The sequence below is a fragment of the Micromonospora sp. WMMD987 genome, assembly GCF_029581435.1.
GTDB lineage: Bacteria > Actinomycetota > Actinomycetes > Mycobacteriales > Micromonosporaceae > Micromonospora > Micromonospora rifamycinica.
Window position 1 is genome coordinate 3,765,794 of the sequence record NZ_CP120861.1, and the last position, 26,501, is coordinate 3,792,294.

General features: G+C 73.6%; 18 protein-coding genes. 10 read left to right on the forward strand and 8 right to left on the reverse strand.

All coding sequences use genetic code 11. The features are described from left to right. Window positions 1-144: 144 nt before the first annotated feature. Window positions 145-444 (reverse strand): STAS domain-containing protein, encoded by a 300-nt coding sequence (locus O7612_RS15885; RefSeq protein ID WP_282265189.1) that lies wholly within the window; start codon window positions 442-444, stop codon window positions 145-147. Further along, complete coding sequence (locus O7612_RS15890) at window positions 441-4,535, reverse strand: SpoIIE family protein phosphatase (RefSeq protein WP_282265190.1); 4,095 nt, start codon at window positions 4,533-4,535, stop codon at window positions 441-443. The genes O7612_RS15885 and O7612_RS15890 overlap by 4 nt, the downstream gene beginning before the upstream one ends. Before the next feature lie 398 nt (window positions 4,536-4,933). Between O7612_RS15890 and O7612_RS15895 the strand changes: the two genes are divergently transcribed. Then, complete coding sequence (locus tag O7612_RS15895) at window positions 4,934-5,950, forward strand: LacI family DNA-binding transcriptional regulator (RefSeq protein WP_282265191.1); 1,017 nt, start codon at window positions 4,934-4,936, stop codon at window positions 5,948-5,950. 81 nt (window positions 5,951-6,031) lie between these two features. Here the strand turns inward: O7612_RS15895 and O7612_RS15900 are convergent, their stop codons facing one another. Together O7612_RS15900 and O7612_RS15905 are read right to left on the reverse strand one after the other, a co-directional pair. Continuing rightward, window positions 6,032-6,721, reverse strand: a complete 690-nt coding sequence (locus tag O7612_RS15900) for a formylglycine-generating enzyme family protein (RefSeq protein ID WP_282273936.1) — start codon at window positions 6,719-6,721, stop codon at window positions 6,032-6,034. Between the two features lie 222 nt (window positions 6,722-6,943). After that, window positions 6,944-8,602 carry an FAD-binding dehydrogenase gene (locus tag O7612_RS15905; protein WP_282265192.1) on the reverse strand — a complete coding sequence of 553 codons (1,659 nt, stop codon included), beginning with the start codon at window positions 8,600-8,602 and terminating at the stop codon, window positions 6,944-6,946. Between the two features lie 76 nt (window positions 8,603-8,678). Between O7612_RS15905 and O7612_RS15910 the strand changes: the two genes are divergently transcribed. The 5 genes from O7612_RS15910 (at window position 8,679) to O7612_RS15930 (ending at window position 15,157) form a co-directional block, all read left to right on the forward strand. Next, complete coding sequence (locus O7612_RS15910) at window positions 8,679-10,028, forward strand: helix-turn-helix domain-containing protein (protein WP_282265193.1); 1,350 nt, start codon at window positions 8,679-8,681, stop codon at window positions 10,026-10,028. A gap of 32 nt (window positions 10,029-10,060) precedes the next feature. Then, window positions 10,061-11,698, forward strand: coding sequence for a copper resistance protein CopC (locus O7612_RS15915; RefSeq protein ID WP_282265194.1), 1,638 nt, complete (start codon window positions 10,061-10,063; stop codon window positions 11,696-11,698). Between the two features lie 112 nt (window positions 11,699-11,810). After that, window positions 11,811-13,064: a kynureninase gene (kynU, locus tag O7612_RS15920; protein WP_282265195.1), complete on the forward strand. Its 1,254-nt coding sequence runs from the start codon at window positions 11,811-11,813 to the stop codon at window positions 13,062-13,064. Between the two features lie 82 nt (window positions 13,065-13,146). Further along, the gene (locus O7612_RS15925) at window positions 13,147-14,712 is read left to right on the forward strand and encodes a Na+/H+ antiporter (RefSeq protein ID WP_282265196.1); all 1,566 of its coding nucleotides are present in this window, start codon (window positions 13,147-13,149) and stop codon (window positions 14,710-14,712) included. 274 nt (window positions 14,713-14,986) lie between these two features. Next, window positions 14,987-15,157, forward strand: a complete 171-nt coding sequence (locus tag O7612_RS15930) for a hypothetical protein (RefSeq protein ID WP_282265197.1) — start codon at window positions 14,987-14,989, stop codon at window positions 15,155-15,157. A 52-nt stretch (window positions 15,158-15,209) separates the two neighbouring features. Here the strand turns inward: O7612_RS15930 and O7612_RS15935 are convergent, their stop codons facing one another. Further along, entirely contained in the window at window positions 15,210-16,004 is a 795-nt protein-coding gene (locus O7612_RS15935) for a helix-turn-helix transcriptional regulator (RefSeq protein ID WP_282265198.1), read from the reverse strand. Between the two features lie 104 nt (window positions 16,005-16,108). On the opposite strand from O7612_RS15935, the gene O7612_RS15940 reads away from it, so the two are divergent. The 3 genes from O7612_RS15940 (at window position 16,109) to O7612_RS15950 (ending at window position 19,891) form a co-directional block, all read left to right on the forward strand. Then, window positions 16,109-16,597 (forward strand): VOC family protein, encoded by a 489-nt coding sequence (locus O7612_RS15940; protein WP_282265199.1) that lies wholly within the window; start codon window positions 16,109-16,111, stop codon window positions 16,595-16,597. 148 nt (window positions 16,598-16,745) lie between these two features. Beyond that, window positions 16,746-18,440: a pectinesterase family protein gene (locus O7612_RS15945; protein WP_282265200.1), complete on the forward strand. Its 1,695-nt coding sequence runs from the start codon at window positions 16,746-16,748 to the stop codon at window positions 18,438-18,440. Between the two features lie 71 nt (window positions 18,441-18,511). After that, complete coding sequence (locus O7612_RS15950; RefSeq protein ID WP_282265201.1) at window positions 18,512-19,891, forward strand: glycosyl hydrolase family 18 protein; 1,380 nt, start codon at window positions 18,512-18,514, stop codon at window positions 19,889-19,891. A gap of 105 nt (window positions 19,892-19,996) precedes the next feature. Here O7612_RS15950 and O7612_RS15955 read toward each other — a convergent pair whose 3' ends face one another. Together O7612_RS15955 and O7612_RS15960 are read right to left on the reverse strand one after the other, a co-directional pair. After that, window positions 19,997-21,880: a LamG-like jellyroll fold domain-containing protein gene (locus O7612_RS15955; protein WP_282265202.1), complete on the reverse strand. Its 1,884-nt coding sequence runs from the start codon at window positions 21,878-21,880 to the stop codon at window positions 19,997-19,999. A 217-nt stretch (window positions 21,881-22,097) separates the two neighbouring features. Next, window positions 22,098-24,296: a carbohydrate-binding module family 20 domain-containing protein gene (locus O7612_RS15960; RefSeq protein ID WP_282265203.1), complete on the reverse strand. Its 2,199-nt coding sequence runs from the start codon at window positions 24,294-24,296 to the stop codon at window positions 22,098-22,100. A gap of 274 nt (window positions 24,297-24,570) precedes the next feature. Between O7612_RS15960 and O7612_RS15965 the strand changes: the two genes are divergently transcribed. Beyond that, window positions 24,571-24,867 (forward strand): hypothetical protein, encoded by a 297-nt coding sequence (locus tag O7612_RS15965; protein ID WP_282265204.1) that lies wholly within the window; start codon window positions 24,571-24,573, stop codon window positions 24,865-24,867. Window positions 24,868-24,964: 97 nt separating this feature from the next. Here O7612_RS15965 and O7612_RS15970 read toward each other — a convergent pair whose 3' ends face one another. Next, window positions 24,965-26,416 carry a pectinesterase family protein gene (locus O7612_RS15970; protein ID WP_282265205.1) on the reverse strand — a complete coding sequence of 484 codons (1,452 nt, stop codon included), beginning with the start codon at window positions 26,414-26,416 and terminating at the stop codon, window positions 24,965-24,967. Window positions 26,417-26,501: the final 85 nt, after the last annotated feature.

Genomic DNA, 26,501 nt, shown 5'->3' on the forward strand with positions numbered 1-26,501 from the left:
CGCCGGCTGAGCCCGGCACACCGGGAGGCCGACTGAGCCCGGGACGCCGGGACGCCGGATGAGCCCGGGACACCGGCTGGCGGCCCCGGTCGCCGGGCGCACGGGGCACCCGGTTCCTCGGTGCCCGGCGGTCGACCGGTCGGGTCAGTCCCGGATCGTCACCGTGGTGAGGTCGCGGAGGCCGGAGATGGTCAGCACGCTGGCCAGCAACGGATTGGCCACCACCCGGAGCCGGTCGACGTGGGCGAACAACGCCGCGAGCGCCGCGCTGTCCAGGTACTCCACGGCGGTCAGGTCCACGGTCAGCCGGTGTCCGTCGACCACGGCCTCGGCGATCGCCGCCCGGAACAGGGCGGCGTTGCTCATGTCGATCTCACCGACGACGGTCAGCACCGGGGCGCCGTCCGCCTGGAGGCCGGTGGCCAGGTCCAGAGGCGTGTTCATGCGGGAATCCTCGTGTGCAGCTCGACGATGGTGCCGGCGTCGGTGGTCCGGATGTCGACGTGTCCCATCAACGCGCGCATCAGCTTGATGCCGCGTCCCCGTTCGTGATCGAACTCGGGCACCTTCCACCGCCCGGAGTCGACCACCGTGACGAACAGGTCGGCACCGGTGGCCACGGCGAGCAGCCGGATCAGGCCGGGACGGGCGTCGCGGTGGCCGTGCTCGACCGCGTTCGCGCAGGCCTCACCGGTGGCCACCAGCACGTCCTGGGCCAGGTGCGGGTCGGCACCGGTGCGCCGCAGCCACTGCCGCAGGGTGGACCGCACCGGGGCCATCTGCGACCGGTCGGCGGGGAAGGACAGCTCCAGCGGCGCCGGATGGCGGTAGAGCAGCAGGGCAATGTCGTCGTAGCCGCCCTGTGGGGTCATCCGGCTCATCACCCGGTCGGCAAGTTGCTCGACGTCGACGGTGTGGTCCTCGCGGACGGCCGAGGCGGCCTGCGCGATCCCGGTGTCGAGCGACTGGCGGCGGCGTTCCACCAGACCGTCGGTGTAGAGCAGCAGCACGGCGCGGGGCGGGACGACGCTGGTGGCGTCGGGGCGGCCGCCCCCCGACGGTATGCTCAGCGGACTGCCCCGCCCGCCGGCCAGCAGCTCGGTGCGACCGTCGGGGTGGGTGAGGATCGCGGGCGGGTGCCCGGCGCTGCTGTACGTCAGCTTCCCGGTGTCCGGGTCGAGGATGCCGCAGAACACCGTGGTGCAGGCCGCCCCGGGCAGCATCCGGGCGAACCGGTCCAGCGCGGTGAGCACCTGCGCCGGGCTGGACGCCTCCAGCAGCAGCGCCCGGCAGGCACTGCGCAGTTGCCCCATCACCGCGGCGGCGGGCAGGCCCCGGCCGACGCAGTCGCCGACGACGATGCCGATCCGGCCGTCCGGCAGGTCCACCGCGTCGTACCAGTCGCCGCCGACCTCGAGCGGACGGGTCGCCGGCTCGTAGCGGACGGCGAAGCCCTCGGGCAGGTCGGCCGGGCCGAGGATGGCGCGTTGCAGGGCGACCGCCACCTCGCGCTGCTGGTCGGCGGCGTGGGCGCGCTGCAACGCCTGACCGAGCGCCCCGCACAGGAGCAGCAGCAGCATCTGGTCCTCGGTGCCGAAACCGCGCGCCGGGTCGAGTTCGAGCCAGATCACCAGCGGACCCTGCGGCGAGTCGACCGTGGTACCGGCACCGGCCGGCCGGACGCCGGTGGCCGGGTCGATCGTCACCCGCAGCGCCGGCTGCGACCGGAGCGCGGTGATCGTGTCGCGGACCGGGCCGGGCAGCTGCGTCCAGTCGACGCCGGGCGTGGCGGTCAGGACGGGTGTGCCGTCCGCCTCCCAGTGGGTGGCGAAAACCCGGTGCGCCTGCCACAGGTGGCGCAGCTCCTCCACCCCGGCGCGGAGCACCTCGACGGTGCTGGCGGCCCGGGACAGCCGCTGGTTGAGTGCGCTGAGGGCGGTCTCCCGCTGCACCGCGTACCGTTCGGCGGTGACGTCACGGATGGTGCCGACGACCATCCGTCGGCCGTGGTCGTCGGTGACCGCGTTGAACGCGACGGCCGTCCAGAGCCGGTGGCCGTCGCGGTGTCGCAGCGGCACCACGAACGAGCCGTGCGCCACCGTCATGGCCTGGGCGAACGCGTCGGCCACCAGCCGGTTCGCCGACGGGTCCGCCGGGTCGTCGGGCCACCACGGGTAGCGGGGACGGTACGGCAGTCCCTCCGGGCCGTAGCCGAAGAGGTCGGCGAAGGCGGTGTTCATCTCGACCAGCACGCCGTCGGCGTCGAGGACGAAGAAGCCCTCCTGCAACGAGTTGATCATCGCGGTCCGCCAGGTGGCGTGGTGGTTGCGCAGCCGGGCCAGGTCGACGTTGGCGCGGACCCGGGCCAGAAGTTCCTCGGCGGAGAACGGCTTGACCAGGTAGTCGTCGGCGCCGGCCTCCAGTCCCTCGACGGCGGCCTCCTGACCGGCGCGGGCCGACAGCAGCAGCACCGGCACCCCCATGGTGCGGGGGTCCGCGCGCAGCGCGGCGACCAGTTCGAGGCCGTCCAGGCCGGGCATCATCACGTCGCTGACGATCAGGTCCGGCAGGTCGACGCGGGCACGGGCCAGGGCGGCGTAGCCGTCGCCCACGGCGGTGACGTCGTAGCGCGAGCGCAGCAGCCGGTGCAGGTACTCCCGCATGTCCGCGTTGTCGTCGGCGACCAGCACCCGGGGCCGGTCCGGACCGGTGTCGTCGGACTGCGCCGGTTCCGGCAGCGGCCGGTGGTCGGTCTCGTCGGCGGGCAGCCAGCGCAGCGCCTCCCGGACGAACGGTTCGGCGGTGTCCGACGGGACCGTGGTTCCGGTGTCGGAGACGACGTGCTCGGCGGGCAGGTGGGCGACGCCGAACGGAATCCGCACGGTGAAGGTGGTGCCGACGTCCGGGGCGCTGTCGACGGTGATCGTGCCGCCGTGCAGGCCGACCAGTTCCTTGACCAGGGCCAGTCCGATGCCGCTGCCCTCGTGCGAGCGGGACCGGGCCTGGGGCACCCGGTGGAACCGCTCGAACAGCCGGGGGATCTCGTCGGCCGACACGCCGATGCCGGTGTCCGCGACCTGCACCGTCGGCACGCCGTCGCGCTCGGCGACCGCGACCCGGATGCTCCCGTGGAAGGTGAACTTCAGGGCGTTGCTGAGCAGGTTGAGGACCACCTTCTCCCACATCGTCCGGTCGACGTGCACCGGACGGGACAGCGGCGGGCAGTCCACATCCAGGGTGAGGCCGGCACGTTCGACCGCCGCCCGGAAGACACTGGCCAGCTCGGCGGTGAACCGGGCCAGGTCGACGGGCTCGTAGCTCGCCTGCATCCGACCGGCCTCGATGCGGGAGAAGTCGAGCAGGGCGGTGACCAGCTTGCCCAACCGCAGCGCGTTGCGGTTGATCACCTCCAGCTCGTCGCGGACCTCCTCGTCCTGGTCGCCCAGTCGGGCACGCAACTCCTGCAACGGTCCGTTGATCAGGGTGAGCGGGGTGCGGAACTCGTGGCTGATGTTGGAGAAGAACGCCGTCTTCGCCCGGTCCAGCTCCACCAGTTCCTCGGCCCGCTGCTGCTGTACCTCGTAGGCCACCGCGCCGTTGATCAGGGCGGCGGTCTGCCGGGCCACCAGGTCGAGGAAGGTCCGGTAACTCTCGTCCAGCGCCCGGCCGGCGCTGGCGGCCAGCACGATGACACCGATGTCCTCCGCGCCGGTCTCGCCGTGCAGCGGCAGTACCACCGCCTCGGTCGGCGCGGTCTGCCAGCCGCCCGTGGGCAGCTCGCCGACCCGGGTGACGACGTCGGTGACGTGGGCCGGCCGGCCCTCGGCGAGGACGTCGGTCACCGGCCACACCGCCGTGGCGGGCCGGTCGGTCTCACCGGCCAGCGTGCTGGCGGCCAGCCGCAGGGCACCGCCTGCGGTACGCAGGTGCACCGCCGCGTACGGCACGTCCACCCCGGCCCGGCCGAGCGACGCGGCGACCAGCCCGCACGCCTCGTCCACGGTGCGGGCGGTGCCGGCCTGCGCGCCCAGGTCCTGCAGGGCGGCGAGCCGGCGTTGGCCGATCACCCGTTCGGTGGTGTCGCTCACCGCGGTGAAGACGCCCCGCACCACGCCGTCGTCGTCGTGCAGCGGGCTGTAGGAGTACGTCCAGTAGGTCTCCTCCCAGTAGCCGTGCCGGTTCATCGGCAGCAGGAGGTCCTCCGACCAGGTCGCCTCGCCGGTCTCCACCACGCCGCGCAGCATCGGCCCGATGATGTGCCAGATCTCGGCCCACACCTGGTCGCCCGGCTTGCCCAGCGCGGGGTGCTTGCTGCCGAGCAGCGGGCCGTAGGCGTCGTTGTAGATGAACCGCAGTTCCGGCCCCCACCACACGATCATCGGGAAGCGGGAGGTCAGGCAGATCCGGGTGGCCGTGCGCAGGCTCGCCGGCCATCCGTCGACCGGGCCGAGGGAGGTGGCGGACCAGTCGACGGCGCGCATCCTCGCCGCCATCTCGCTGGTGCCGGTGAACACGGAACGCCACGCCTCGGCCATCGCCGTCCTGCCCTCCCGCACGTCTCGCGCAGGGACGACCGCGTGTCCGCGGGTCGTCGCCGGCCACCGGCAGAGGTTCCCGCCGTTGCGGCACAGCATGCCGCATCGGCGGCCGGCGTCGAAATCCGGCACCTGCCGGGCGGGTGGGTGACCACGCCGGGCGGTGCGGTGCGGAACGGCTCCCGCCCGGTCGCCGTCGACCACGACGACGCCCGGCCAACGGACGACCGTTTCGGGAAAGTTTCGGCTGCCCCGTCCTCCGGTGGTACGCCTCGGCAGCGCGCGGCGGCGAACGGCGATGGCGGACCGGCCGAAACGCCGAAACGGCCGGCCCGCCCCCGACTTCCGAAACTTTCGGGCTATGCTGCCCGCGGGCGTGTGACTGTGAGGAGACGGGCATGGCGGAAGACCGGGCGACGCTGTCGGAGATCGCGACGGCCGCGGGGGTGTCCGTCCCCACCGTCTCGAAGGTGCTCAACGGTCGCCCCGACGTCGCGCCGGCGACCCGACGCCGGATCCAGGACCTGCTCGACCGGCGGTCGTACACCGCCCGCAGGGCGCCCTCGATGCCCGGGGCCGCCGGTCTCATCGACCTGGTCTTCCGGGATCTCGGCAGTCCGTGGGCGATGCAGATCCTCGATGGTGTCGAGGAGCTGGCCTACCGGGCCGGGGTCGGGGTGGTCGTCTCGGCGGTGCACGGACGCAGCCGCAGCCGTCCCGACCGGCGGTGGATCGAACAACTTTCGAAACGCCGCTGCGACGGGGTGCTCCTCGTGCTCTCCGACCTCTCCCCCAGCCAGCAGGGTCAGCTCGACGAACTCGGCATCCCGGTGGTCATCATCGACCCCGCCGGCCAGCCCGGCGCGGGCATCCCGTCGGTGGGGGCGACCAACTGGTCCGGTGGGGTGGCCGCCGCCGAGCACCTGCTGGACCTGGGGCACCACCGGATCGCCGTGATCGGCGGGCCGCCGACCGTGCCGTGCAGCCGCGCCCGGCTCGACGGGTACCGGGCCGCGATGAACGCCGCCAACCGCAAGATCCCCGCCGGGTACGTCCGGCACGGCGACTTCACCTCCCCCTCGGGTTACCGGGAGATGAACGCCCTGCTGGACCTCGCCCAGCCGCCCACCGCCGTGTTCGCCTGCGCCGACGAGATGGCACTGGGCGCCTACGAGGCGTTGTACGAGCGGGGCGCCCGGGTTCCCGACGACATCAGCATCGTCGGCTTCGACGACCTCGACTCCGCCCGGTGGGCCGCCCCGCCGCTGACCACCGTCCGCCAGCCGCTGGCCGAGATGGCCGGGATGGCGACCCGGATGCTGCTGTCGCTGGTCGCCGGCGAGGGCCTGGACAGCCACCGGATCGAGCTGGCCACCCCGTTGATCGTGCGGCAGAGCACCCGACGCCTGCCCTGACCCGCACCCGGGTTCGCCGCCTCACCCCGCACCCGCGCCGGGTGCACACCGGCGGGAAGTCGGTCCGGTGTCAGCGCCGCCTCACCCCGTACCCGCCGCCGGGCGCACACCGGTCCGGTGTCCGTGCGGCAGCGAGCGGGCCAGCCGGAAGCCGACGTCGTCGATCCGGAACGTCGGGTGGCTGCGGCGGCGTACCGAGGCCCGGCAGCTCCAGTGCTCGTCGAACCAGCCGCCCCCGCGCAGCACCCGGTAGCTGCCGTACACCTCGGCGTCGTAGACGTCCCAGCACCATTCCCAGACGTTGCCGAGCAGGTCGTGCAGGCCCCACCGGTTGGGCCGGCGGTCACCCGCCGGGTGGAGCCGGCCACCGGAGTTGCCCCGGTACCAGGCGATCTCGTCGAGCGGGCCGTAGCGCGGACCCGTGGTGCCGGCCCGGCAGGCGTACTCCCACTCCGCTTCGGTGGGCAGCCGGTAGCCGTCGGCGGTCCGGTCCCAGTCGACGCCCTCGCCGTCGTCGTGCAGCCGGTACGCGGGCGTCAGCCCTTCCTGCCGGGACAGCGCGACACAGAAGCGCACCGCGTCCGGCCAGGACACCCCCTCGACGGGCAGCCGGTCGCCGCGGGCGGTGCTCGGCCGCTCGCCGGTGACCCGCGCGTACCACCCCTGGGTGACCGGCACGACGCCCAGCCGGTACGCCGCCACCGCGACCGACCAGCGACGCTCGGTCCGCCGGTCGGACAGGGTCACCTGCCCGGCCGGGAGGGTGACCATCCCGGTCAGCGCGTCGTCGTCCACGGACGACCAGCGTAGTGAGTCCGGAGCCGGCCGCCGTCCGACCCCGGCCGGGGGGGGCGGACGGACGACCGGGCCGGGGCCACGACGACGGGGATGCCACCGGCCGGGCCGGACCGACGAACGGCCGGAGCGAGCCGGACGGGCCGGCAACGGCCGGAGCGAGCCGGGACGGCACGGGCGGCCGGGCCGGGACGGCGGTCAGGTGGCGGCTGCCGCCGCGGCCCGGCCGGCGGTCCGGCCGGAGAAGAGGCAGCCGCCGAGGAAGGTGCCCTCCAACGCGTTGTAGCCGTGCATCCCGCCGCCGCCGAATCCGGCGACCTCACCGGCGGCGTACACCCCGCCCAGCGGTTCCCCGTCGGGGCGCAGCACCCGGCCGGACAGGTCGGTGTGCAGCCCGCCGAGGCTCTTGCGGGTGAGCACGTGCAGTTGGACCGCGATCAGCGGTCCGGCCGCCGGGTCCAGCAGCCGGTGCGGGGTGGCGACCCGGATCAGCCGGTCGCCCCGGTAGCGGCGGGCGCCCCGGATCGCGGTGAGCTGGGCGTCCTTGCCGAACGGGTGGGCGATCTCCCGGTCGCGGGCCTCGACCAGGGCGGTCAGCGCGGTGACGTCGAGCTGCGGCCCGTCGGTCTCGGCGGCCAGCTTGTTCATCCCGTCCACCAGTTCCGGCAGGGTGTCCGCGACGACGAAGTCGGCCCCGTGCCGCTTGAACGCCTCCACCGGCCCGGGTGCACCCGGCCGGACCCGTTGCAGCACCTGCCGGACGCTGCGGTTGGTCAGGTCCGGGTTCTGCTCCGAGCCCGACAGCGCGAACTCCTTCTCGATGATCTTCTGGGTGAGCAGGAACCAGCTGTAGTCGTGGCCGGTGGCCCGCAGGTGCCGCAGGGTGCCCAGGGTGTCGAAGCCGGGGAACAGCGGCGCCGGCAGCCGGGCCCCGGTGGCGTCGAGCCAGAGCGAGGACGGGCCGGGCAGGATCCGGATGCCGTGCTGGGGCCAGATCGGATCCCAGTTCCGCAGCCCCTCGGTGTAGTGCCACATCCGGTCCGGGTTGATCACCTGCCCACCGGCGGCCTCGGTGATGGCCAGCATCCGACCGTCGACGTGGGCGGGAACGCCGGCGACCATCCGGGTCGGCGGGGTGCCGAGCCGGGCCGGCCAGGCCCGCCGGACGAGGTCGTGGTTGCCGCCGATGCCGCCCGACGTGATGATCACCGCCTGTGCGCCGTGGTCGAAGTCGCCGACGACCTCCCGGGAGCTGCTGCGTCCGCGCGGTGTGTCGTCGGGGGCGAGGACCGCCCCGCGTACCCCGGTGACCACACCGCCGGTGGTGACGAGTTCGTCGACCCGGTGCCGGAACAGCAGCGTCATCCGACCGTCGGCGACGGCGGCGTGGACCCGCCGGGCGAACGGCTCGACCACACCGGGACCGGTGCCCCACGTGACGTGGAACCGGGGCACCGAGTTGCCGTGCCCGTGGGCCGCTCCCCCGCCCCGCTCGGCCCAGCTCACCACGGGGAAGACCCGGTGGCCCAGCGACCGCAGCCAGGCCCGCTTCTCCCCGGCGGCGAAGTGCACGTACGCCTGCGCCCAGCGGCGCGGCCAGTGGTCCTCCGGCCGGTCGAACCCGGCGCTGCCGGTCCAGTCCTGCCAGGCCAGCTCGACCGAGTCGCGGATGCCCATCCGTCGCTGCTCGGGCGAGTCGACGAAGAAGAGCCCGCCGAACGACCAGTACGCCTGGCCACCGAGGTTCTCCGCCGACTCCTGGTCCAGCAGCAGCACGCGCCGGCCCGCGTCGACGGCCTCGACGGCGGCGACCAGGCCGGCGAGACCGGCGCCGACCACGATGACATCGGTGTTCATGCGCCGACCCTACGTACGAGGATGCCAAAATGATCCGTCCCGGGGCGCAGGATCCGGTCCCGGGATTGTCACCAGGATGACAAAGGGGGCGACCGTGTCCGACGCGCTGCTCGACATCGAACCGGGCCTCGCCGGTCTCGCGCCCGCTGTCGGCGACCACCTGCGGGGCCTGCGGGGGGCGCTACACCTGCGGATCCTCGGCACCGTCCGGGCGGCGATGCGGGAGCAGGGCCGCTCGCTGACCGGCGGGCAGGGGCAGGGCCTGGCCCTGGGCGTGCGGACCGCCGTCGACACGTTCGTCGACGCGGTCGCCGAACCGGACCGGGACCTGGCCCCCACCCGGGCGGTGTTCCACACCCTGGGCCGCACCGAGTACCGCGAGGGGCACCGGGTCGACGCGTTGCGGGCCGTGCTGACCCTGGGCGCCCGGGACATCTGGGCGTTCCTGGTGGAGCAGGCCGCCGCCCCGGCCGCGACGGGCGGCACCCCGACCGGCCCGGACGCCCGGTCGACCGGCCCGGACGCCGGACGGGCGGGGACGGCTGCCGAAGGGGCGGGGACGGCTGCCGGGCCGACCGGGACGGGCGCCGGGCCGGCCCCCGCCGACCTGTACGTGATCGCCGGGGCGCTGTTCGGTTACGTCGACGCGCTGGCCGGTGCCGCCGCCGAGGGATTCCTCGACGAGCAGCGGGACACCGCCCAGGACTGGGCCACCCTCCGCCGCCGCCTGGTCACCCTGCTCGTGCAGCCCGACCCGCCGGCCGGGGAGGTGCTACGCGCCGCCGCCGAGGCGGCCCGCTGGCCGTTGCCGGCCACCGTGGCGGTGGTCAGTGTGCACGGCACCGATGCCGAGCACCTGGCCCGCGTCGTCGGCGCGGGCACGGTCGCCACCGTCATCGGTGACGCCGTACGGCTGGTGCTGCCCGAACCGCGTACCCCCGGCCGGCTCGACCAGGCCCGGCAGGCGCTGGCCGGGCGGCGGGCCGCGGTCGGTCCGGCGGTGGCGCGGCACCGGGCCCGGCTGTCGTACCGGCTGTCCCGCCGGGCGTTGGGCCTGCACCAGCAGGGCGCGCTCGGCCCGGATCCGGTGGTGTCCTGCGACGACCACCTGCTCACCCTGCTCACCGACTGGGAGCCGGGCCTGGCCGGACACCTCGCCGACACGGTGCTGGCCCCGCTGGCCGGGCTCCGGCCGACCACCCGACGGAGCCTGGCGGAGACCCTGCACGGCTGGCTGCGCCGGCAGGGGCAGGTGGTCACGGTCGCCGAGGACCTGCACACCCACCCGCAGACGGTCCGCTACCGGATGCGCCAGCTCCGTGCCCTGTTCGGCCCGGCGCTGGACGATCCGGACGCCCGCCTCGTGCTGGCGCTGGCCCTGCGCTCCCGGCCGACCGGTGGAGAAGATCATTCCAACGCCGGTTGAACCATGTGATCATCGAATCCGAACCACTGGGTGTGCGTACCACCCGTTCCGCCGTGCTGCTGGGGTTGCTCCTCGCGCTGCTGTCCGTGCCGCTGACCCCGGCGACCCCGGCGGCGGCCCATGCCGCGCTGGTCGCCACCAGCCCGGTCCGGGACGCGGTGATCGGCGCCCCACCCGCGGAGGTGGTGCTGGTCTTCAGCGAATCGGTCTCCCCGGTCATCGGTCGGGTGCAGGTGCTCGGCCCGGACGGGCGGCGGGTCACCGCCGGGGAGCCGGTCGCGCAGGGCGCCACCCTGCGGATCCCGGTGCGGGTGCCGGACCGGCCGCTCGGCACCTACCTGGTCAGTTACCGGGTGATCTCGGCCGACAGCCACCCGGTCGCCGGGAGTTTCGCCTACTCCGCCGGTGCGCCGTCGGCGACGCCACCGGAGCCGGTCGTCGTCGACGAGCGACCCGCCGGGGCGTTGACCCCGGTCGCCCGGTTCGTCGGCTACCTGGGGCTGACGCTGGTCGCCGGTCCCGCGCTGCTCGGTGCCGCCGGGTGGCCCCGCCGTCGCCGTCGGCGCGCGGTGACCGTCACCGGGCAGGTCGGGCTGGCGCTGGTGGCGGTCGGCACCGTCGGGACGTGGGTGGCCCAGGCCGCCGACATGGTGGGCGTCCCGGTGGGTGGCCTGGCCCGGGGCGACCTGACGGCGGTGGCGGACAGCGACGTCGGGCCGGTGCTCGGTGCCCGGCTGGCGCTGGTCGGGCTCGCCGCCGTGCTGGTGCCGGCGGTGGCCGGCGGCCGGGGCGGGAGGGGCCGGCGGGCGGCGCTGGCGGTGGTGGCCCTGGCCGGGCTGCTCACCTGGCCGCTGGCCGGGCATCCGGTGGCCTCCCCGCTGCCGCCGGTGAGCATCCTGGCCGACGTGGTGCACCTGGCCGGGATGAGCGTGTGGCTGGGCGGGCTGTTCGTCCTGGCGGTGTTCGTGCTGCCCGGCACCCACCGGCGGGTGCTGGCCCGGATCCTGCCGGCCTGGTCACGGTGGGCGACCATCGCGGTGGGTTGGCTGGTCGTCTCCGGCGTGGGGCAGGCCGCGATCGAACTCGGCCGGCCCGGCGCGCTGTTCGGCACCCCGTACGGTCGGCTGCTCTGCGCGAAGGCGGCCCTGCTCGCCGCCGTGCTCGGCGTCGCGGCCTGGCAGCGCCGGCTGGTGCGGGGCGGCCGGGCCGCCGACCGGCCCCGCCGGGTCGCGCGGGCCGCCGGGGTGGAACTCGCCGCGACCGCGGTGGTGCTGGCGCTGGCCGCCGTGCTGGTACAGACCCCGCCCGGCCGGACCGCCGACACCCAGGCCGCCCGGGCCAGCCGCGAGGGTGTCGCCCAGACGCTCACCAGCGGCTACTACACCCTCCAGTTCGACATCTATCCGGTCCGGGTGGGCGTGCCGAACTCGTTGCACGCCTACGTCTACACCCCGCAGGGGCAGCCGCTGCCGGTGGTCCAGTGGACGGTCAGCCTGGCCCTGCCGGCGGCCGGGATCGAGCCGATGGTCGTGCCGGTGGACAGCCCCGAGCCGCACCACGGCAGTGCGGAGATCAGCCTGCCGGCACGCGGCGACTGGACGATCCGGTTCACGGTGCGGACCAGCGAGGTCGACCAGGCCACCGTCACCGCCACCGTGCCGGTCGGCTGACCGGCACCGACCGGTCGGGGTACGGGGTGCGGGGGCGACCGGCCGTTACCGACCACCGGGCTGATCAGCTAGCCTGCATCGGCCCGGGTGTCCCGGGCGGAGGGAGGACACCATGGCTGAGCACACGTCCCGGCAGGTCGCGCAGGAGTGGGACGCCGCCGACCCGCTGGCCGGGCTGCGGGACCGGTTCGTGGTGGACGACCTGTGTTACCTCGACGGCAACTCGCTGGGCCGGTTGCCGGCCGCCACCGGCGACCACCTGGCCGCGCTGGTCCGCGACGGTTGGGGCACCGAGCTGGTCCGGAGCTGGCCGACCTGGATCGAGTGGCCGCGCCGCATCGGCGACCGGATCGCCTCCCACGCGCTGGGCGCCCGGGAGGGCGAGGTGATCGTCTCCGACTCCACGTCGGTCAACCTCTACAAGCTGGCCGCCGCCGCCCTCGACGCCCGGCCCGGCCGGCGGACGATCCTGGCCGACGCCGAGGAGTTCCCCACCGACCGTTACCTGCTGGAGGGGTTGGCCGCCCAGCGGGGGCACACCCTGCGGCTGCTCCCCTCCGACCTGGACGAGGGGCTGGACCAGGCGACCCTGACGGCGGCGCTGACCGAGGACGTGGCCCTGGTGGTGCTGTCGGCGGTGTCGTACCGCTGTGGGGCGCTGCTGGACGTGGCGGCGGTGACGGCCGCGGCCCACCGGGTCGGCGCGCTGGTGCTGTGGGACCTCTCGCACGCGGTCGGCTCGGTGCCGTTGGACCTGACCACCGCCGGTGTCGACCTCGCGGTCGGCTGCACCTACAAGTACCTCAACGGCGGTCCCGGCGCACCGGCCTTCCTGTATGTGCGGCGGGAGGCGCAGGAGTCGCTGCGGCAACCGATCTGGGGCTGGTTCGGTCAGCGCGACCAGTTCGGGATGGGTGCCGGCTACGATCCCGCGCCCGGCCCGGAGCGGTTCCTGGTGGGCACCCCGCCGGTGCTCGGGATGGCCGCGCTCGACCCGGCCCTGGACGTGCTGTCCGCCGCCGGGATGGACCGGGTACGGGAGAAGTCGGTGCGGCTCGGCGAGCTGATCATCGAGCTGGCCGACGCCTGGCTCGTCCCGCACGGTTTCCGGCTCGCCTCCCCCCGGGATCCGCGGCGGCGCGGCGGGCACGTCTCGCTGCACCACCCGGAGGCGTTGCGGATCTCCCGTGCCCTGGTCGACGCCGGGGTGGTGGGCGACTACCGGGTGCCGGACCGGCTGCGGCTCGGCCCGGCGGCGCTCTACACCCGCTACGTCGACGTGTGGGACGCGATGGACCGGCTGCGGGACATCGCCGAGCGGCAGGCCTGGACCGGGGTGCCGGCCGAGCGGTCCCGGGTCACCTGAGCCGATCCCGGGCGGATCCCGGATTCCCCCCGCGCCACCGCCGACTTCGTACCAGCATGTCGGGTGGAGGCGGGGGGGTGCCGTGGACGTCCTGGTCCTGATCGTGGTGCTGGCCGCCACCGTGCTGGTCGGCACCACCATCGGCGGCCGGTACCGGGTGGCCCCGCCGGTGCTGCTGATCACCATGGGCGGCCTGCTGGCTCTGCTGCCGCCCCTGTCGGACGTGGTGCTCCAGCCGGACGTGGTGCTGCTGCTCTTCCTGCCGGCGGTGCTCTACCGGGAGAGCCTGGTGATCAGCCTGCGGGAGATCCGGTCGAACCTGCTGGTGATCGCCTCGCTGGCGGTGGCGCTGGTGGTGGTGACGATGGTGGCGGTGGCGCTGGCCGCCAAGGCGCTGGGGATGAGCCCGCAGGCCGCCTGGGTGCTGGGCGCGGTGCTCGCCCCCACCGACGCGGCGGCGGTCGCCGGCCTGGCGAAGCGGATGCCCCGCCGTATCCTGACCACGTTGCGGGCGGAGAGCCTGGTCAACGACGGTACGGCGCTGGTGCTGTTCTCGGTGACGGTCGGGTTGATCGTGGGCGGCGCCGCGCCGGGGGTATTCGGGTTCCTGGGCCGGTTCGTCGGCTCGGCCGGGGGCGGGATCGCCGCCGGGCTGGTCGTCGGCCTGGTGGTGGTGCTGATCCGCCGCCGCCTGGACGACCCGCTGCGGGAGGGCGCGCTGAGCGTGCTCACCCCGTTCGCCGCGTTCCTGCTCGCCGAGGTGGTGCACGCCAGCGGGGTACTCGCCGTCGTGGTCGCCGGCCTGCTGCTGTCGTACGCCAGCCCGAGGATCATCCGGGCCCGGTCCCGGGTGCTGGCGTACGCCTTCTGGGACCTGTCCACCTTCCTGATCAACGGCGCGCTGTTCGTGCTGCTCGGCATGCAGATCCCGCGGGCGGTGAACCACGTGACCAGCATCTCCACCGGGCGGTCGGTGACCATCGCCGCCTCGGTGACCCTGGTGGTGGTGGTCGTCCGGCTGGTCTGGTTGCAGTTGTTCTCGTACGGCCTGCCGGTGGTGGGCCGGGGCGCCACGGTGAGCCGGCGGGTCCGGGTGGCGGCCGGCTGGGCGGGTTTCCGGGGTGCGGTGTCGCTGGCCGCCGCCCTCGCGGTGCCGGTCACCACGGCCACCACCCACGCGCCGGTGCCGGAACGGGATCTGATCATCTTCTGCACCGCCGTGGCGATCGTGTCGATCATGCTGGTGCAGGGCACCACCCTGCCGGCGGTGGCCCGCTGGGCCGGCCTGCGCGGTGACGAGACGCGCGGCGACGAGGTCCGGCACGCCCACCGCCGGGCCACCGAGGCGGCGCTGTCGGCGCTGCCGAACGTCGCCGCCGACCTGGACGTCGACGCGGCGGCGGTGGACCGGTTGCGCGCCGACTACCAGCGGCATCTGGACCTGGTGACGGCGAGCGGTGGCGGTCGGGAGGCCGACCGGGTCCAGGAACTGGACACCCGGCTGCGGCTGGGGGTGCTGGAACACAAGCGGCGCGAGGTGACCCGGCTGCGCGACCGCAACGAGATCGACGACAGCGTGCTGCGGGAGGTGCAGGCGACGTTGGACATCGAGGAGATCCGCCTGCTCGGCCCGCAGACCGAGGACTGACGCCACCCGCGCGTGCAGCATCTGCGTACCGGCCCGGCGACCCGGGACACGTCACTCGGACGGTCAGCTCGTTGAGCAGGCGGAGGTCGCTCGCTGCGCATTGTCCGCACGGGGCTGGCGGACCTCCCGCCGCTCCACCGTGACCGAACCGTCACTGAATGCTGATACCGGGTGTGCTCGCAGGACAACTGCCGTTCCGGCCAGGAGTCGCGCCCTCGTTCGACGCGTCGGCCACCCGGCCGGGCACCGCCGCGTCCCGACCAAGGAGGACAGGGTGGACAGTGCACAGCGGGAACCTACGTCGAGTCGCGGCGAGCAGATCCAGGCGGCGGAGCACGAGGCGGCCAGGCGACGGCTGCTCGCCCAGGCCGAGAAGGAACGGATACCGGCCGAGGAGACGACCCGCGCGTTGCCCGACCGGCAGTGGCGGCGCGGGCAGCCGTGAGTCGTCGCCGACGGGCGGCCGGGAACGCCCCTTCGGGGCTGACGTGGTCCCGTCACCCCAGGCGGTCCAGCTTCTCCCGGGCGTCGGTGCCGGCCCGCGGGGTCAGCACCACCAGACGGAGGTCGGTGTCCTGCGTGGTCAGGACGTTGGCGTCCAGGCAGATGGCCCCCATGTCCGGGTGTACGGCGGTCTTGTGGGCGCTCTCGTGGGCGGCCACCTCGCGTTGCGCCCACAGCCGCCGGAACCGTTCGTTGCCGGTCAGCCGGGAGACCAGCGCCGCCACGTCGGGGTCGTGCGGATAGCGGGCGCTGGTGGCGCGCAGGTCGGCGACCAACGACTGCTCGAAGTACGCCCGCTCGGCGTCGGTCTGGCGGACCCGGTGGTTGCGGGACTCGAACTGGACGATCATCGCGTTGCGGTCGTCGGCGTCGGCGGGATCACCGAAGACCGCCGTGAACAGCGGGTTGGCGTGCAGCAGCCGCCAGGCGGCGTCGTAGACGGCCAGCGGGGTGTGGCCGAGCTGGTCCACGACGCACCACAGGCTGCGGGGGACCAGGGTGGGGATCCGGGCCGGGGCCGCCGCGAAGCCGGCGAGCCGCATCAGGTGCGCCTCCTCCTCGGTGGAGAGTCGTAACGCCCGCGCCAGGCACGAGCAGACCTGGGACGAGGGCGTGGCGGCCCGCCCCTGTTCGAGGCGTGCCACGTACTCCACGGAGATGCCGGCCAGCATCGCCAGCTCGCCGCGCCGCAGCCCGGCGACGCGGCGGGCCGTGCCGCCCACCAGTCCGACCGTGGCCGGGTCCACCCGGTCCCGCCAGGCCCGCAGCGCCGCACCAAGCTCGTTCATGTACGCCATGATCCGCCACCGGCCGGGTGGGGGCGGGTGGTACCCGCGGTACGCGGAAGATCCGTGCCTTCCTCCGGGTGGCACCCCCACCGATGATGGTGATCATGAGCAGAGTGACCAGGGTCAACCACATCGGAGTACCGGTCAGCAACCTCGCCAGGTCGATGAGGTGGTACGAGGACGTCCTCGGCATCGCGCCGAACGGCGTCACGATCTCGGCCTCGAATCCGGCGCTCGGCGCGGTGGTGGAGGTCGAGAACCCGTCGATGCGGGCGTCGTTCGCGCTGGCCGGCGACAACGTCCTGTTGGAACTCATCCAGTACGACACCCCGCGGCCGCGGCCGTTCAGCGGGCGCAACTGCGACGTCGGTGTCATCCACCTGTGTTTCGAGGTCGACGACCTCGAGGCGGCGCACCGCGAGCTGGTGGAGCGGGGCGTGCACGTCAACGCCGATCCGGTCGTGCTGGGCGACGGGGAGGGCATGGACGTGGGGGCGCTGGCCGGAACGAAGATCCTCTACCTCCGCGACCCGGACGGCATCCCGCTGGAGTTGTTCGAGCTGCCCGACCGGGAACCGGCGGGTTCCCGCTGACCCCGCGTCCACCACGTCGACCGGCGGGGCGGCGGGCCTGCGGGGCGGCGGGGCGCATTGACAGTCACGCATGGACGGGGTTACGGTGCGCCGGGAAAGCGCTTTCACACACCGTCACGCACCTCCACCCCGTCCCCGGAGGTCCGCCATGCGCAGCAACCGCCGCCCGCTCGCCGTCGCCGCCGCCGCGGCACTCACCACCGCGCTGCTCACCCTGACCACGTTCGGCGGCGCACAGGTCGCCCACGCCGCCACCCTGTTCAGCGACGACTTCACCGACGGCGACCTCGCCGGCTGGTCGCGGTCCGGCGGCACCTGGTCGGTGGCCGCCGACGACAGCCCGGCGCTCCAGCAGGCCCGGGGCGGCACCGGTGAGGCCAAGCTGTTCGCCGGCAGCGCGTCCTGGGCCGACCAGGCCGTACAGGCGCGGGTGAAGCCGCTGACCCTGCCCGGCAACGGCATGGTCGCGCTGCTGGCCCGCGCCAGCGGCGCGACCAGCTACTACCGGCTCGCCCTGCTCGTCGGCGACCAGGTCCGGCTGGAGGCGGTACGCAGCGGCCGGACCACCCCGCTGGGTTCGGTGTCCCACCCGGTGACGGTGGGCGGTTGGCACACCCTGCGGATCGAGGTCGCCGGCACGGTGGTGCGCGGTTGGGTCGACGACGTGCCGGTCGGCTCCGGCACCGGGACGCTGACCGCGACGGGGCGGATCGGGGTGCAGACCGGCAATGCCACCGCCCGGTTCGACGACGTGCTGGTGACCCGGGGCGGGCCCGCCCCGACCAGCACTCCCCCGAGCCCCACCGGCACCCCCACCGCCACTCCCACGGCCACCCCGTCCCCCACCGGCCCGACCCCGACCCCGTCCGACACCCCGCCGACCGGCGGGTCGGTGGTCGCCCGGGACGGCAGCGGGGACTTCACCAGCGTGCAGGCGGCGGTGGACGCGGTGCCGGTGGGCAACGCGAGCCGGCACACCATCCTCATCCGGCCGGGCACCTACCGGGAGACGGTGACCGTCCCGGCCGGCAAGCCGTACGTGTCGTTCGTCGGATCGACCGGCGACGCCCGGGACGTGGTGATCGTCTACGACAACGCCTCGGGCACCCCCAAGCCGGGCGGCGGCACCTACGGCACCTCGGGCAGCGCCTCGGTGACCATCGACGGCAACGACTTCACCGCCCGGCACCTGACCTTCGCCAACGACTTCGACGAGGCCGCGCACGACTACAGCGCCGAACAGGCGGTGGCCGTGCTGACCCGGGCCGACCGGCTGGTCTTCGACGACGTGCGGTTCCTCGGCAACCAGGACACGCTCTACCACAACAGCGCCGGCGTCGACGCGGTCGGCCGGGCGTATTTCCGGGACTGCTACGTCGAGGGCGACGTCGACTTCATCTTCGGGCGGGGCACCGGCGTCTTCGACCGCTGTGAGATCCGGTCCCTCGACCGGGGCTCGACCAGCAACAACGGGTACGTCACCGCCGCCTCCACCATGATCGGCAATCCGTACGGTCTGCTCTTCACGGGGTGCGCCCTGACCACCGACGCGGCGGCGGCGCAGAGCGTGCACCTCGGCCGGCCGTGGCACCCGAGCGGCGACGTGAACGCGATCGGGCAGGTGGTGGTCCGCGACAGCGTGCTCGGCGCGCACGTGAAGGACTCCCCCTGGACCGACATGTCCGGCTTCTCGTGGCGGGACGCCCGGTTCGCCGAGTACCGCAACAGCGGGCCGGGGTCGACGGTCACCGCCGACCGGCCACAGCTGACCGACGAGCAGGCCCCGACCTACACCCCGCAGCGGTACCTGGCCGGCGTGGACGGCTGGAACCCGATCCCCTGACCACGACGTCAGGCATTTACATTAAACAAAGTTAACTGATAACCTCCCGGCCATCGACGAGGAGGTATGTCATGCGACTTCGACCCGGGACGACCGCCTGGCTGGCCGGCGGCGCGGTGCTGCTCGCCGCCGCGCTGCCCGCCGCGAACGGCTTCGCCGCACCGGCCACCACGGGGGCCGCCAGCGCCCTGGCCGCCTGCTCCGCACCGGCCTGGGCCGAGGGCGTCAGCTACCCGGCCGGCACCCGGGTCAGCTACCTCGGCCACCTCTACGAGTCACTGGTGACCCACACCCCGCCGGCCGGCGCCGGCTGGAACCCGGCGGCCGTGCCGGCCCTCTGGCGTGACCTCGGCGTCTGCGCCGGAACCCCCTCCCCCACCCCGTCGCCGACCCCGACCGCCACGCCCACCCGGCCCCCGACACCGACCCCGACGCCCACCCGCACGCCGTCGCCCACCGCCACCCCCGGCACGACGACACCGCCACCGGACGGCACGGGCTGCGCACTGAAGCCCCGCCCGGCCGGCAAGGTGCTCCAGGGCTACTGGGAGAACTGGGACGGCGCGGCGAACGGCGTCCACCCGCCGCTGGGCTGGATCCCGATCACCGACCCCCGGATCACCGGGCACGGCTACAACGTCGTCACCGCCGCCTTCCCGGTGATCCGCGCCGACGGCACGGTGCTCTGGGAGGACGGCATGGACGCCACCGTCAAGGTGCCCACCCCGACCGAGATGTGCCAGGCCAAGGCCGCCGGGCTGACCGTGCTGCTGTCGATCGGCGGGGCCACCGCCGGCATCGACCTCGGCTCGGCGGCCGTCGCCGACCGGTTCGTCGCCACCGTGGTGCCGATCCTCAAGCGGTACCACTTCGACGGCATCGACATCGACATCGAGACCGGGCTGACCGGCAGCGGGGACATCACCCGGCTGTCCACCTCACAGGCGAACCTGGTCCGCATCATCGACGGGGTGCTGGGCCAGATGCCGGCCGGGTTCGGCCTGACCATGGCCCCGGAGACCGCGTACGTCACCGGCGGCAGCGTCACCTACGGCTCCATCTGGGGGGCGTACCTGCCGGTCATCAAGCGGTACGTCGACAACGGACGGCTCTGGTGGCTCAACATGCAGTACTACAACGGCAGCATGTACGGCTGCGCCGGTGACTCGTACCCGGCCGGGACGGTCGCCGGCTTCACCGCCCAGACCGACTGCCTCGACGCCGGCCTGGTCGTCCAGGGCACCACCATCCGGGTTCCGTACGACCGGCAGGTCCCGGGCCTGCCCGCCCAGCCCGGTGCCGGTGGCGGTTACCTCGCGCCGGCCTCGGTGGCCCAGGCGTGGAACACCTACCGGGGCGGTCTGAAGGGCCTGATGACCTGGTCGGTCAACTGGGACGGATCCAAGGGCTGGACCTTCGGCGACAACGTCCGCACCCTCCAGGGGCGCTGAGCCCGGACCGGGGCCGCCGCACCGGCCCGGGCGTCCGGTCGGCCAAGGGGTGCAGGCGGCGCGGTCGTGCTCCCGCCGGTGCGGGCGGGAGCGCGACCGGGTGGCTCAGAGCCGGGCACCCACCTCGGCACCGTCGGCCGGGCGCAGGAAGTCCGACGTCGGGATGGACCCGTCGGCCGCCCGGGGGCCGGTGATGGTGGTCGGGTCGGTGCTGGCCAGCGGCCAGGTGCCACCGAGGTTCCAGGAGTTGTCGGTCCCGGTCGAGGAGCCGGGCACGACGTCGGGGGTGTTGCCGACCGCCAGGTTACGGCTGAGCCGGGAGGCGGACCGGGACACGTCGAAGCCGGCCTTGCCGTTGCGCCACGCGGTGTTGCGCTCGAAGACCAGCGCACCGGGGTTGCCGTTGTCGATGAAGCCGCCGGCCGAGTTTCCCCAGGCCATGCTGTTGCGGGTGACGTGGTCGACGGCCGGGCGCGGGTCGTTGCCACCGCCGTGCTTGAACCCGTTGCCGTCACCGGCGTAGTCGGGCAGGTTCCAGTAGTTGTAGCCGTTGTCGTAGGCGACGCTGTCCTCGATCAGGATCGGTGACAGGAACAGCCAGGCGTCGAACCCGTCGTCGGAGTTGCGCCAGAGCCGTGCGCCGCGCACCACGTTGCCGCTGCCCGAGCCCTCCTTGATGGCCAGCCCGTCGGCGCTCTCGCCGTTCTTGCGGGGATCCCGGTTGCCGTAGCTGTCCAGGTCGACGATCCGGTTGCCGCTGGACGCGCCCTGCAGGTGCAGCCCGGACTCGTAGTTGTCCCGGGTGACCAGGCGCTCGTAGCTGCCGTTGTTGGTGTCGACGCCGAAGATCCCGTACGGGCCGTGGACGATCTCCAGGCCGATGAACCGCCACCAGTCCGCCTCGACGTGCAGCGCGCCCCGGTCGGCGCGGGGAATGCTGGAGCCCACCGCACCCGGGGTGTACGGCATGTTCTCGCCGTCGATGACCACCTTCTCCCCCTGGTAGTTCGTCAGGGTGATCGGGTGGTACGAGGTGCCGTCCTTGAGGATCTTGATGGTGCTGGTCGGCGCATAGGTGCCGCCGCGCACCGCGATGGTGGTGCCGGGCTGGGCCAGGTCGTGTGCCCGTTGGATGGTGCGCAACGGTCGGTCCAGCGTGCCGGGGTCGGCGTCGTCGCCGTCGGTGGCGACCACCAGCACGACGGCTCCGGGCGGCGGGCTGGTCGGCGGCGGCGTGGCCGGCGGGGTGGTGGGCGGGACCGTGGTAGGTGCGGGCGTGGTGGTGGTCGGCGGCGGGGTGCTCGGCGGGGCGGTGGTGGGGCTCGTCGGCGGGGTGGTGGGGCTCGGTGGCGCGGTGGTGGGCGCGATGCCGCCGTCCCGGACCAGGACGTCGTCGAAGGAGGCCGTCGCGGTGGCGGTCTGCACCCCGATCCGGCCGGCGCGGATCAGCGGGCTGGTGGCCTGACCGACGAGGACGCCGTCGACACTGCCCCGCACGGTGGTGCCGGCGACCTCGACGGCGAGGGTGTACCAGGTGTCGGTGGTCACCGTACGGGTGGCGCTGGCGAGGACGGTGACCGCGCCACCGTTCACCGCCTGCAACTGCACCCGGTCGCCGGAGAGCAGTGCCAGCCGGTAGTAGCGGGTCGCCCCGGACGCGCGGGCCAGCAGGCCGACCTGGCCGGCGGCACCGAGGCTGAGCGGTTTCACCCGGGCCTGGACGGTGTAGTCGGTCCAGCCGGTGCTGCCGGCGAAGAGCCGGGCGTTGTCACTGTCGGCGTTGGACTGCCGCAGGGCCGGCGAGCCGTCGGTGACGACGCCCCAACTGCCACCGGACTTCGACCAGCCGGCGGTGTTCCCGTCGGTGAAGTCGTCGCTGAACAGGGTGGCGGCCGAGGCGGGGGTGACCGGTCCGAGCAGCAGGGCGGTCACGGGGACGAGCACCCCGGCGAGCAGCAGGGCCAGCCGGCGCTGGCGGGACGGGCGCATGAGGCGTACCTCCGACGGTGGCGGGGGGATCGGACGGGCAATGAGAAAGCGCTTTCCCGGACGATACGAGGAGGTATCGACATTCGTCAACTTGCCCCCGACCCGGGTCGGCCAGTGGTGCCACCCGGGACTGGCACCGACGCCGGGCTGGCTCCCGGTGCCGGAACGGCGCGGCGGCCGACCCCCGTACGGGATCGGCCGCCGCGTCCCGCCGGTGTCACCGCCAGGTGTCGTTGGCGCTCCAGGAGCCGGTGGACCCGATGGTGGCGCTGCGGTTGCCACCGGACTCCCAGACCACCGTGCCGTCCGGGTTCTTCTTGAGGTACTTGTACTCGACCGTCGAGTTCGGCGGCAGGGTGACCGTGGCCCGCCACAGCGGGTACGCGGCCGGGGAGAGGGCCACCGCGTTGGCCGGGTTCCAGGAACCCAGCGCCGCGACGTCGCCCACCAGGTAGACGTTCTGGCCGTACGAGGTGGTGGCGTTGACCGTGAACGACGCGCCCTGGGTACCGGCCGGATCACCCCGGAAGGTGTCGGTGACCGACGAGGTGCCGCCGGTCGGCGTGGTCAGCGTCCGGTTGCTCCCCGACTCCCAGGTCACCGCACCGGCCGTGGTCTTCTTGAGGAACTTGAACTCCACCGTGGTGGCCGCCGGCAGGTTGACCACCGCCCGGTAGACCCCACCGCCCTGCGCCGTCAGCCTGACCGCGCCGGCCGGGCTCCACGAGCCCAGCGCCGGCACGCTGCCGACGACGTAGGCGTCCTGGCCGTCGGCGAGGGACGCGGTGACCGTGAAGGTCGTGGCGACCGTGCCGGCGGGAGCGGTCGGGGTGGGCGTCGCGGTCGACGTCGGCGAGGCGGTGGGCGTCGCGGTCGGCGTCGGCGTGCTGCCGGCCTTCGCGTTGGCGTGCAGCGCCACCGCGCCGTTGGCGGGGATCCGCACGGTGGCCCGCCCGCCGCTGACGGCCACCGTGGTGCCGGTGCAACCGGTGGTGCCCCGCGCCCCCGAGATCACGTCGCAGTACGACCCGTCGGCCAGGCCGGTGGCGAAGGTGGCGGTGCTGGCCGACCCCGAGTCGTTGATCCCGATCCAGGCCCGGTCACCCCGGTGGAAGCCGATGACGTTGCTGTTGACCACGGTGAAGTCGGAGACGGTCCGGACCGACTTCGCGGTGTTGGCCCAGCCGACCATGCCCTTGATCCCGGTGGACCGGGTCAGGCAGTTCCAGCTGCCGCCGCAGACGGTGTCGGTGACGTAGCCGTTGCCGTCGGCGGGCGGCGACTGGTTGCGGTTGGACCAGGTGAAGCTGTCGTAGACCGACGGCTTGCCGTGCGGGTAGGCCAGTGCGAAGTAGTTGGCCAGGACGTAGTCGCTGCCGTCGCGGTAGGACAGCACCACCCCGTCGCGCTCCAGGTCGTGGTTGGTGACCATGGCGAACACGTTGGCGCTCGGCGCGTCGAGGTTCCAGCTCGCGACGTTGGCCAGGTTGGCGATCGAGCCCTGGAACGCCGACTTCAGGCCCTTGGCGTACCCGAAGTCGAGCACGTCACCGTTGCCGGTGAAGGCGCGGGCCTTGAGGGCGTCGTTGCTGGCCCCGTCGAAGATCTCCTGGGCGACGTACGGCCGCTTGTTCTCGGCGGTGGTGTTGCGCACCTTGCCGAGGATGGCGGCGAAGTCGTCCTTCCGGACGTGCTTGACCGCGTCCACCCGGAACCCGTCGACCCCCAGGCCGACCAGGTCGTTGAGGAACCCGGCGATCTTGGTGCGGACGGCGTCCTTCTCGGTGTAGAGGTCGGTCAGGGAGAGCAGCTCACAGCTGGTCACCTGGGCCTCGTTGTTCCAGTCGTTGATCGCGCCGGAGGTCGGGCAGTTGTCCCCCGGGCGGTGGAAGTCGCCGGTGCCGTAGGGCACGGCCGGGAAGCTGTAGCCGGGGCCGGAGAAGTCGGTGCCGGCGTACCCGACGACCGACTCGGGGTTGTTGGCGCCGGCCATGTGGTTGACCACCGCGTCGACGTACACCCGCACCCCGGCGGCGTGGCAGGCGGTCACCATGTCGGCGAACTGCTGCCGGGTGCCGAACCGGCTCTCCAGGCGGTAGGACACCGGCTGGTAGACCTCGTACCAGGGGTGCACGCCGTCGGCGCTGCTCGGCAGGCTGACCGACTCCTGCGGTGGGGCGACCTGGACCGCGCCGTAGCCGGCCGGGCCGAGGTGGTCGGTGCAGGCGGCGGCGACGGAGCGCCAGTTCCATTCCCACAGGTTGGCGGTGACCTCGCTGTCGTTGAGGGCGACGGCGGCGGACGCGGGGACGGTGGCCGGCAGCGCGCTCAGCGCGGCGAGAGAGGAGGCGGTGACAGCGAGGGCGAGGAGGCCCCGTCGCAGACGGGTTCCCCGGGGGACGCGGGGTACGGACATCGGGAGTGGACCTACTTCCGGGGGTCGAAGGGTCGCGGTGCGGGGTGGACGGCTGTCCGGTGGAAAGACGATGCGGCATCGATGAAAGATTTTGCAAGACCTTGCGGCAAACTTTTCGACATCGGCCGGCAATGATCCGCAAGGTCTTGCTACTGCCGCGATCGACCGACCGGCCCCGACGGCCACCCCCGGCTATGCGCGTTTGCCCAGTTCAGCAGGGGGAACCGAAGGCGTCCGTACGTCCTGAGGCAGCCGCCGTGCCCTGTACGGCGGCGTGGTCACCTTCCTGCTCGCCCATGCGGCGTTCCAGTGGCGGCCCAGCCGGCACCTGCCGGAACCTGATCTGGCCCCGGCTGGTCGCCGCCGCGACCTGCCCGCCCTGCTGCCGGCCACCGCCGCCATCCCCGCCCTGCGGGCACTGGCCTGGCTCGCCCTGGTCTGCCTGGCCACGGCGGTCACCGAGTACCCGGCCAGCCGCCGTGAGGGGGAACGGTTGCGCCGCGTCCTCGTCGAGGGGCGCGAGGGCACCTGTGCGGCCGGGCGGCACGGGCCGGGCCGGTCGGTCGGCTGACCGGCCCGTGCCGCGGACCGTCCCGGTCCCCGCGCCGGCACCCGACGCGGGGACCGGTGTCACCCCGGGTGGCCTTCGTCCACCGTCGGCCGGACGCTCACATCGGGTTCCAGCCGTCGCTGCCGGCCAGGTACCGCTGCGGCGTGTAGGTGGCCGCCTGGGCGTCGCTGAGCTGCGGACGGTTGCCGTTGGTGCCGGCACCGGGCCCGGTGTTGCGGTACTCGCGGAACCGGGCGTTCTGCCACACGTTGCCGGACATGTCGGTCCAGGGCTGGGCGGTCTTCATGGTCGCGCTGAGCGTCGACTCCCGGTAGAGGACCTGGGCGTCCGGCCCCCACGGGCGGCCGAGCTGGGTGGTGTTGTTCGTCGCCCCGGTGATCGTCGACCGGTAGATGAGCATCCCGTACGTCTTGCTGGCCGGCGTCCGGGCGGCGGTGATCGGTCCGCCGGTCGACCGCTTCTCGTAGATCGAGGAGCTGTCGATGACGATCGTGCCGCCGCCGAAGATGAAGTCGACGGTGCCCTCCACGTAGGAGCCGACCACGTACGCCCGGGTCTTGTCGTTGACCAGGAAGGTGTCCTGGTCGCCGAGGAGCCGGACGTTGCGCAGCACCGCCCGGTCCGCGTTCAGGTGCAGGGCGACCGCCTGCTGGTCGACCCCCGAGGAGTTCTCCACGAAGTCGTTGGCGATGGTGAGGTTCTCGGCGACGAAGTTCGCCCCGTCGACGAACATGCTCGCGCTGTTGAAGGTGCCGTAGGTGGTCCCGTCCGGCTTCCGCGTGCCGGCGGAGTTGTTGTACACCAGCACCACGTTCGACGGCCCCGAGCCGAGCCCGCGCAGGGTGACGTTGGGCTTGTTCGAGGCCACCCGGACGACCTCACGGTAGGTGCCGGGCTTGATGGTGATGGTGACCCGGGCCGAACTGTTCGCCGGTACGGCGTCGATGGCGGCCTGCACGGTGCGGTACCTGCCGCTGCCGTCCGCCGCCACCGTCGGCGTCCCGCTGGGCGGCGGCGTCGTCGGCGGCGCGGTGGTCACCGGCGGCGTGGTCGGCGGCGCGGTGGTGGGCGGGGGCGTGGTCACCGGCGGCGTGGTGGGGGGTGCGGTGGTGGGGGGTGCGGTGGTGGGGGTGGTCGTGCCGGTGCAGGCGGTTCCGTTGAGCGTGAAGCCGACGGGGTCGGGGTTGCTGCCGGTCCAGGTGCCGTTGAACCCGACGTCGACGCTGCCGTTGGTGGCGATGGCGGCGTTGTAGTCGAGGTTGGTGGCGACGACGTCGCCACTGGCCGGGCTGGCGGTGAAGCCCCAGGCGCTGGTGATGGCCTGCCCGGCGGGGAAGCTCCAGCCGAGCCGCCAACCGCTGACGGGATCACCCAGGTTCCTGATCGTGATGGCGGCGGTGAAGCCGCCGGCCCACTGGGCGCCGACCTGGTAGGTGACCTGGCAGCCGGCGGCGGCCTGCGCCGACACGGCGGTGACGACACCGGCGACGAGGGTGGTGGTGACGGCGGTGGCGACGATCGATGCCACCCGCCGGGTGCGATTTCTCACGAGCGAACTCCCCAGGGGTATCCGAACACGGACGGCCGTGGGAGCGCTTTCCTGAGCCTGCCACACCCGACTTCCGCTGTAAAGC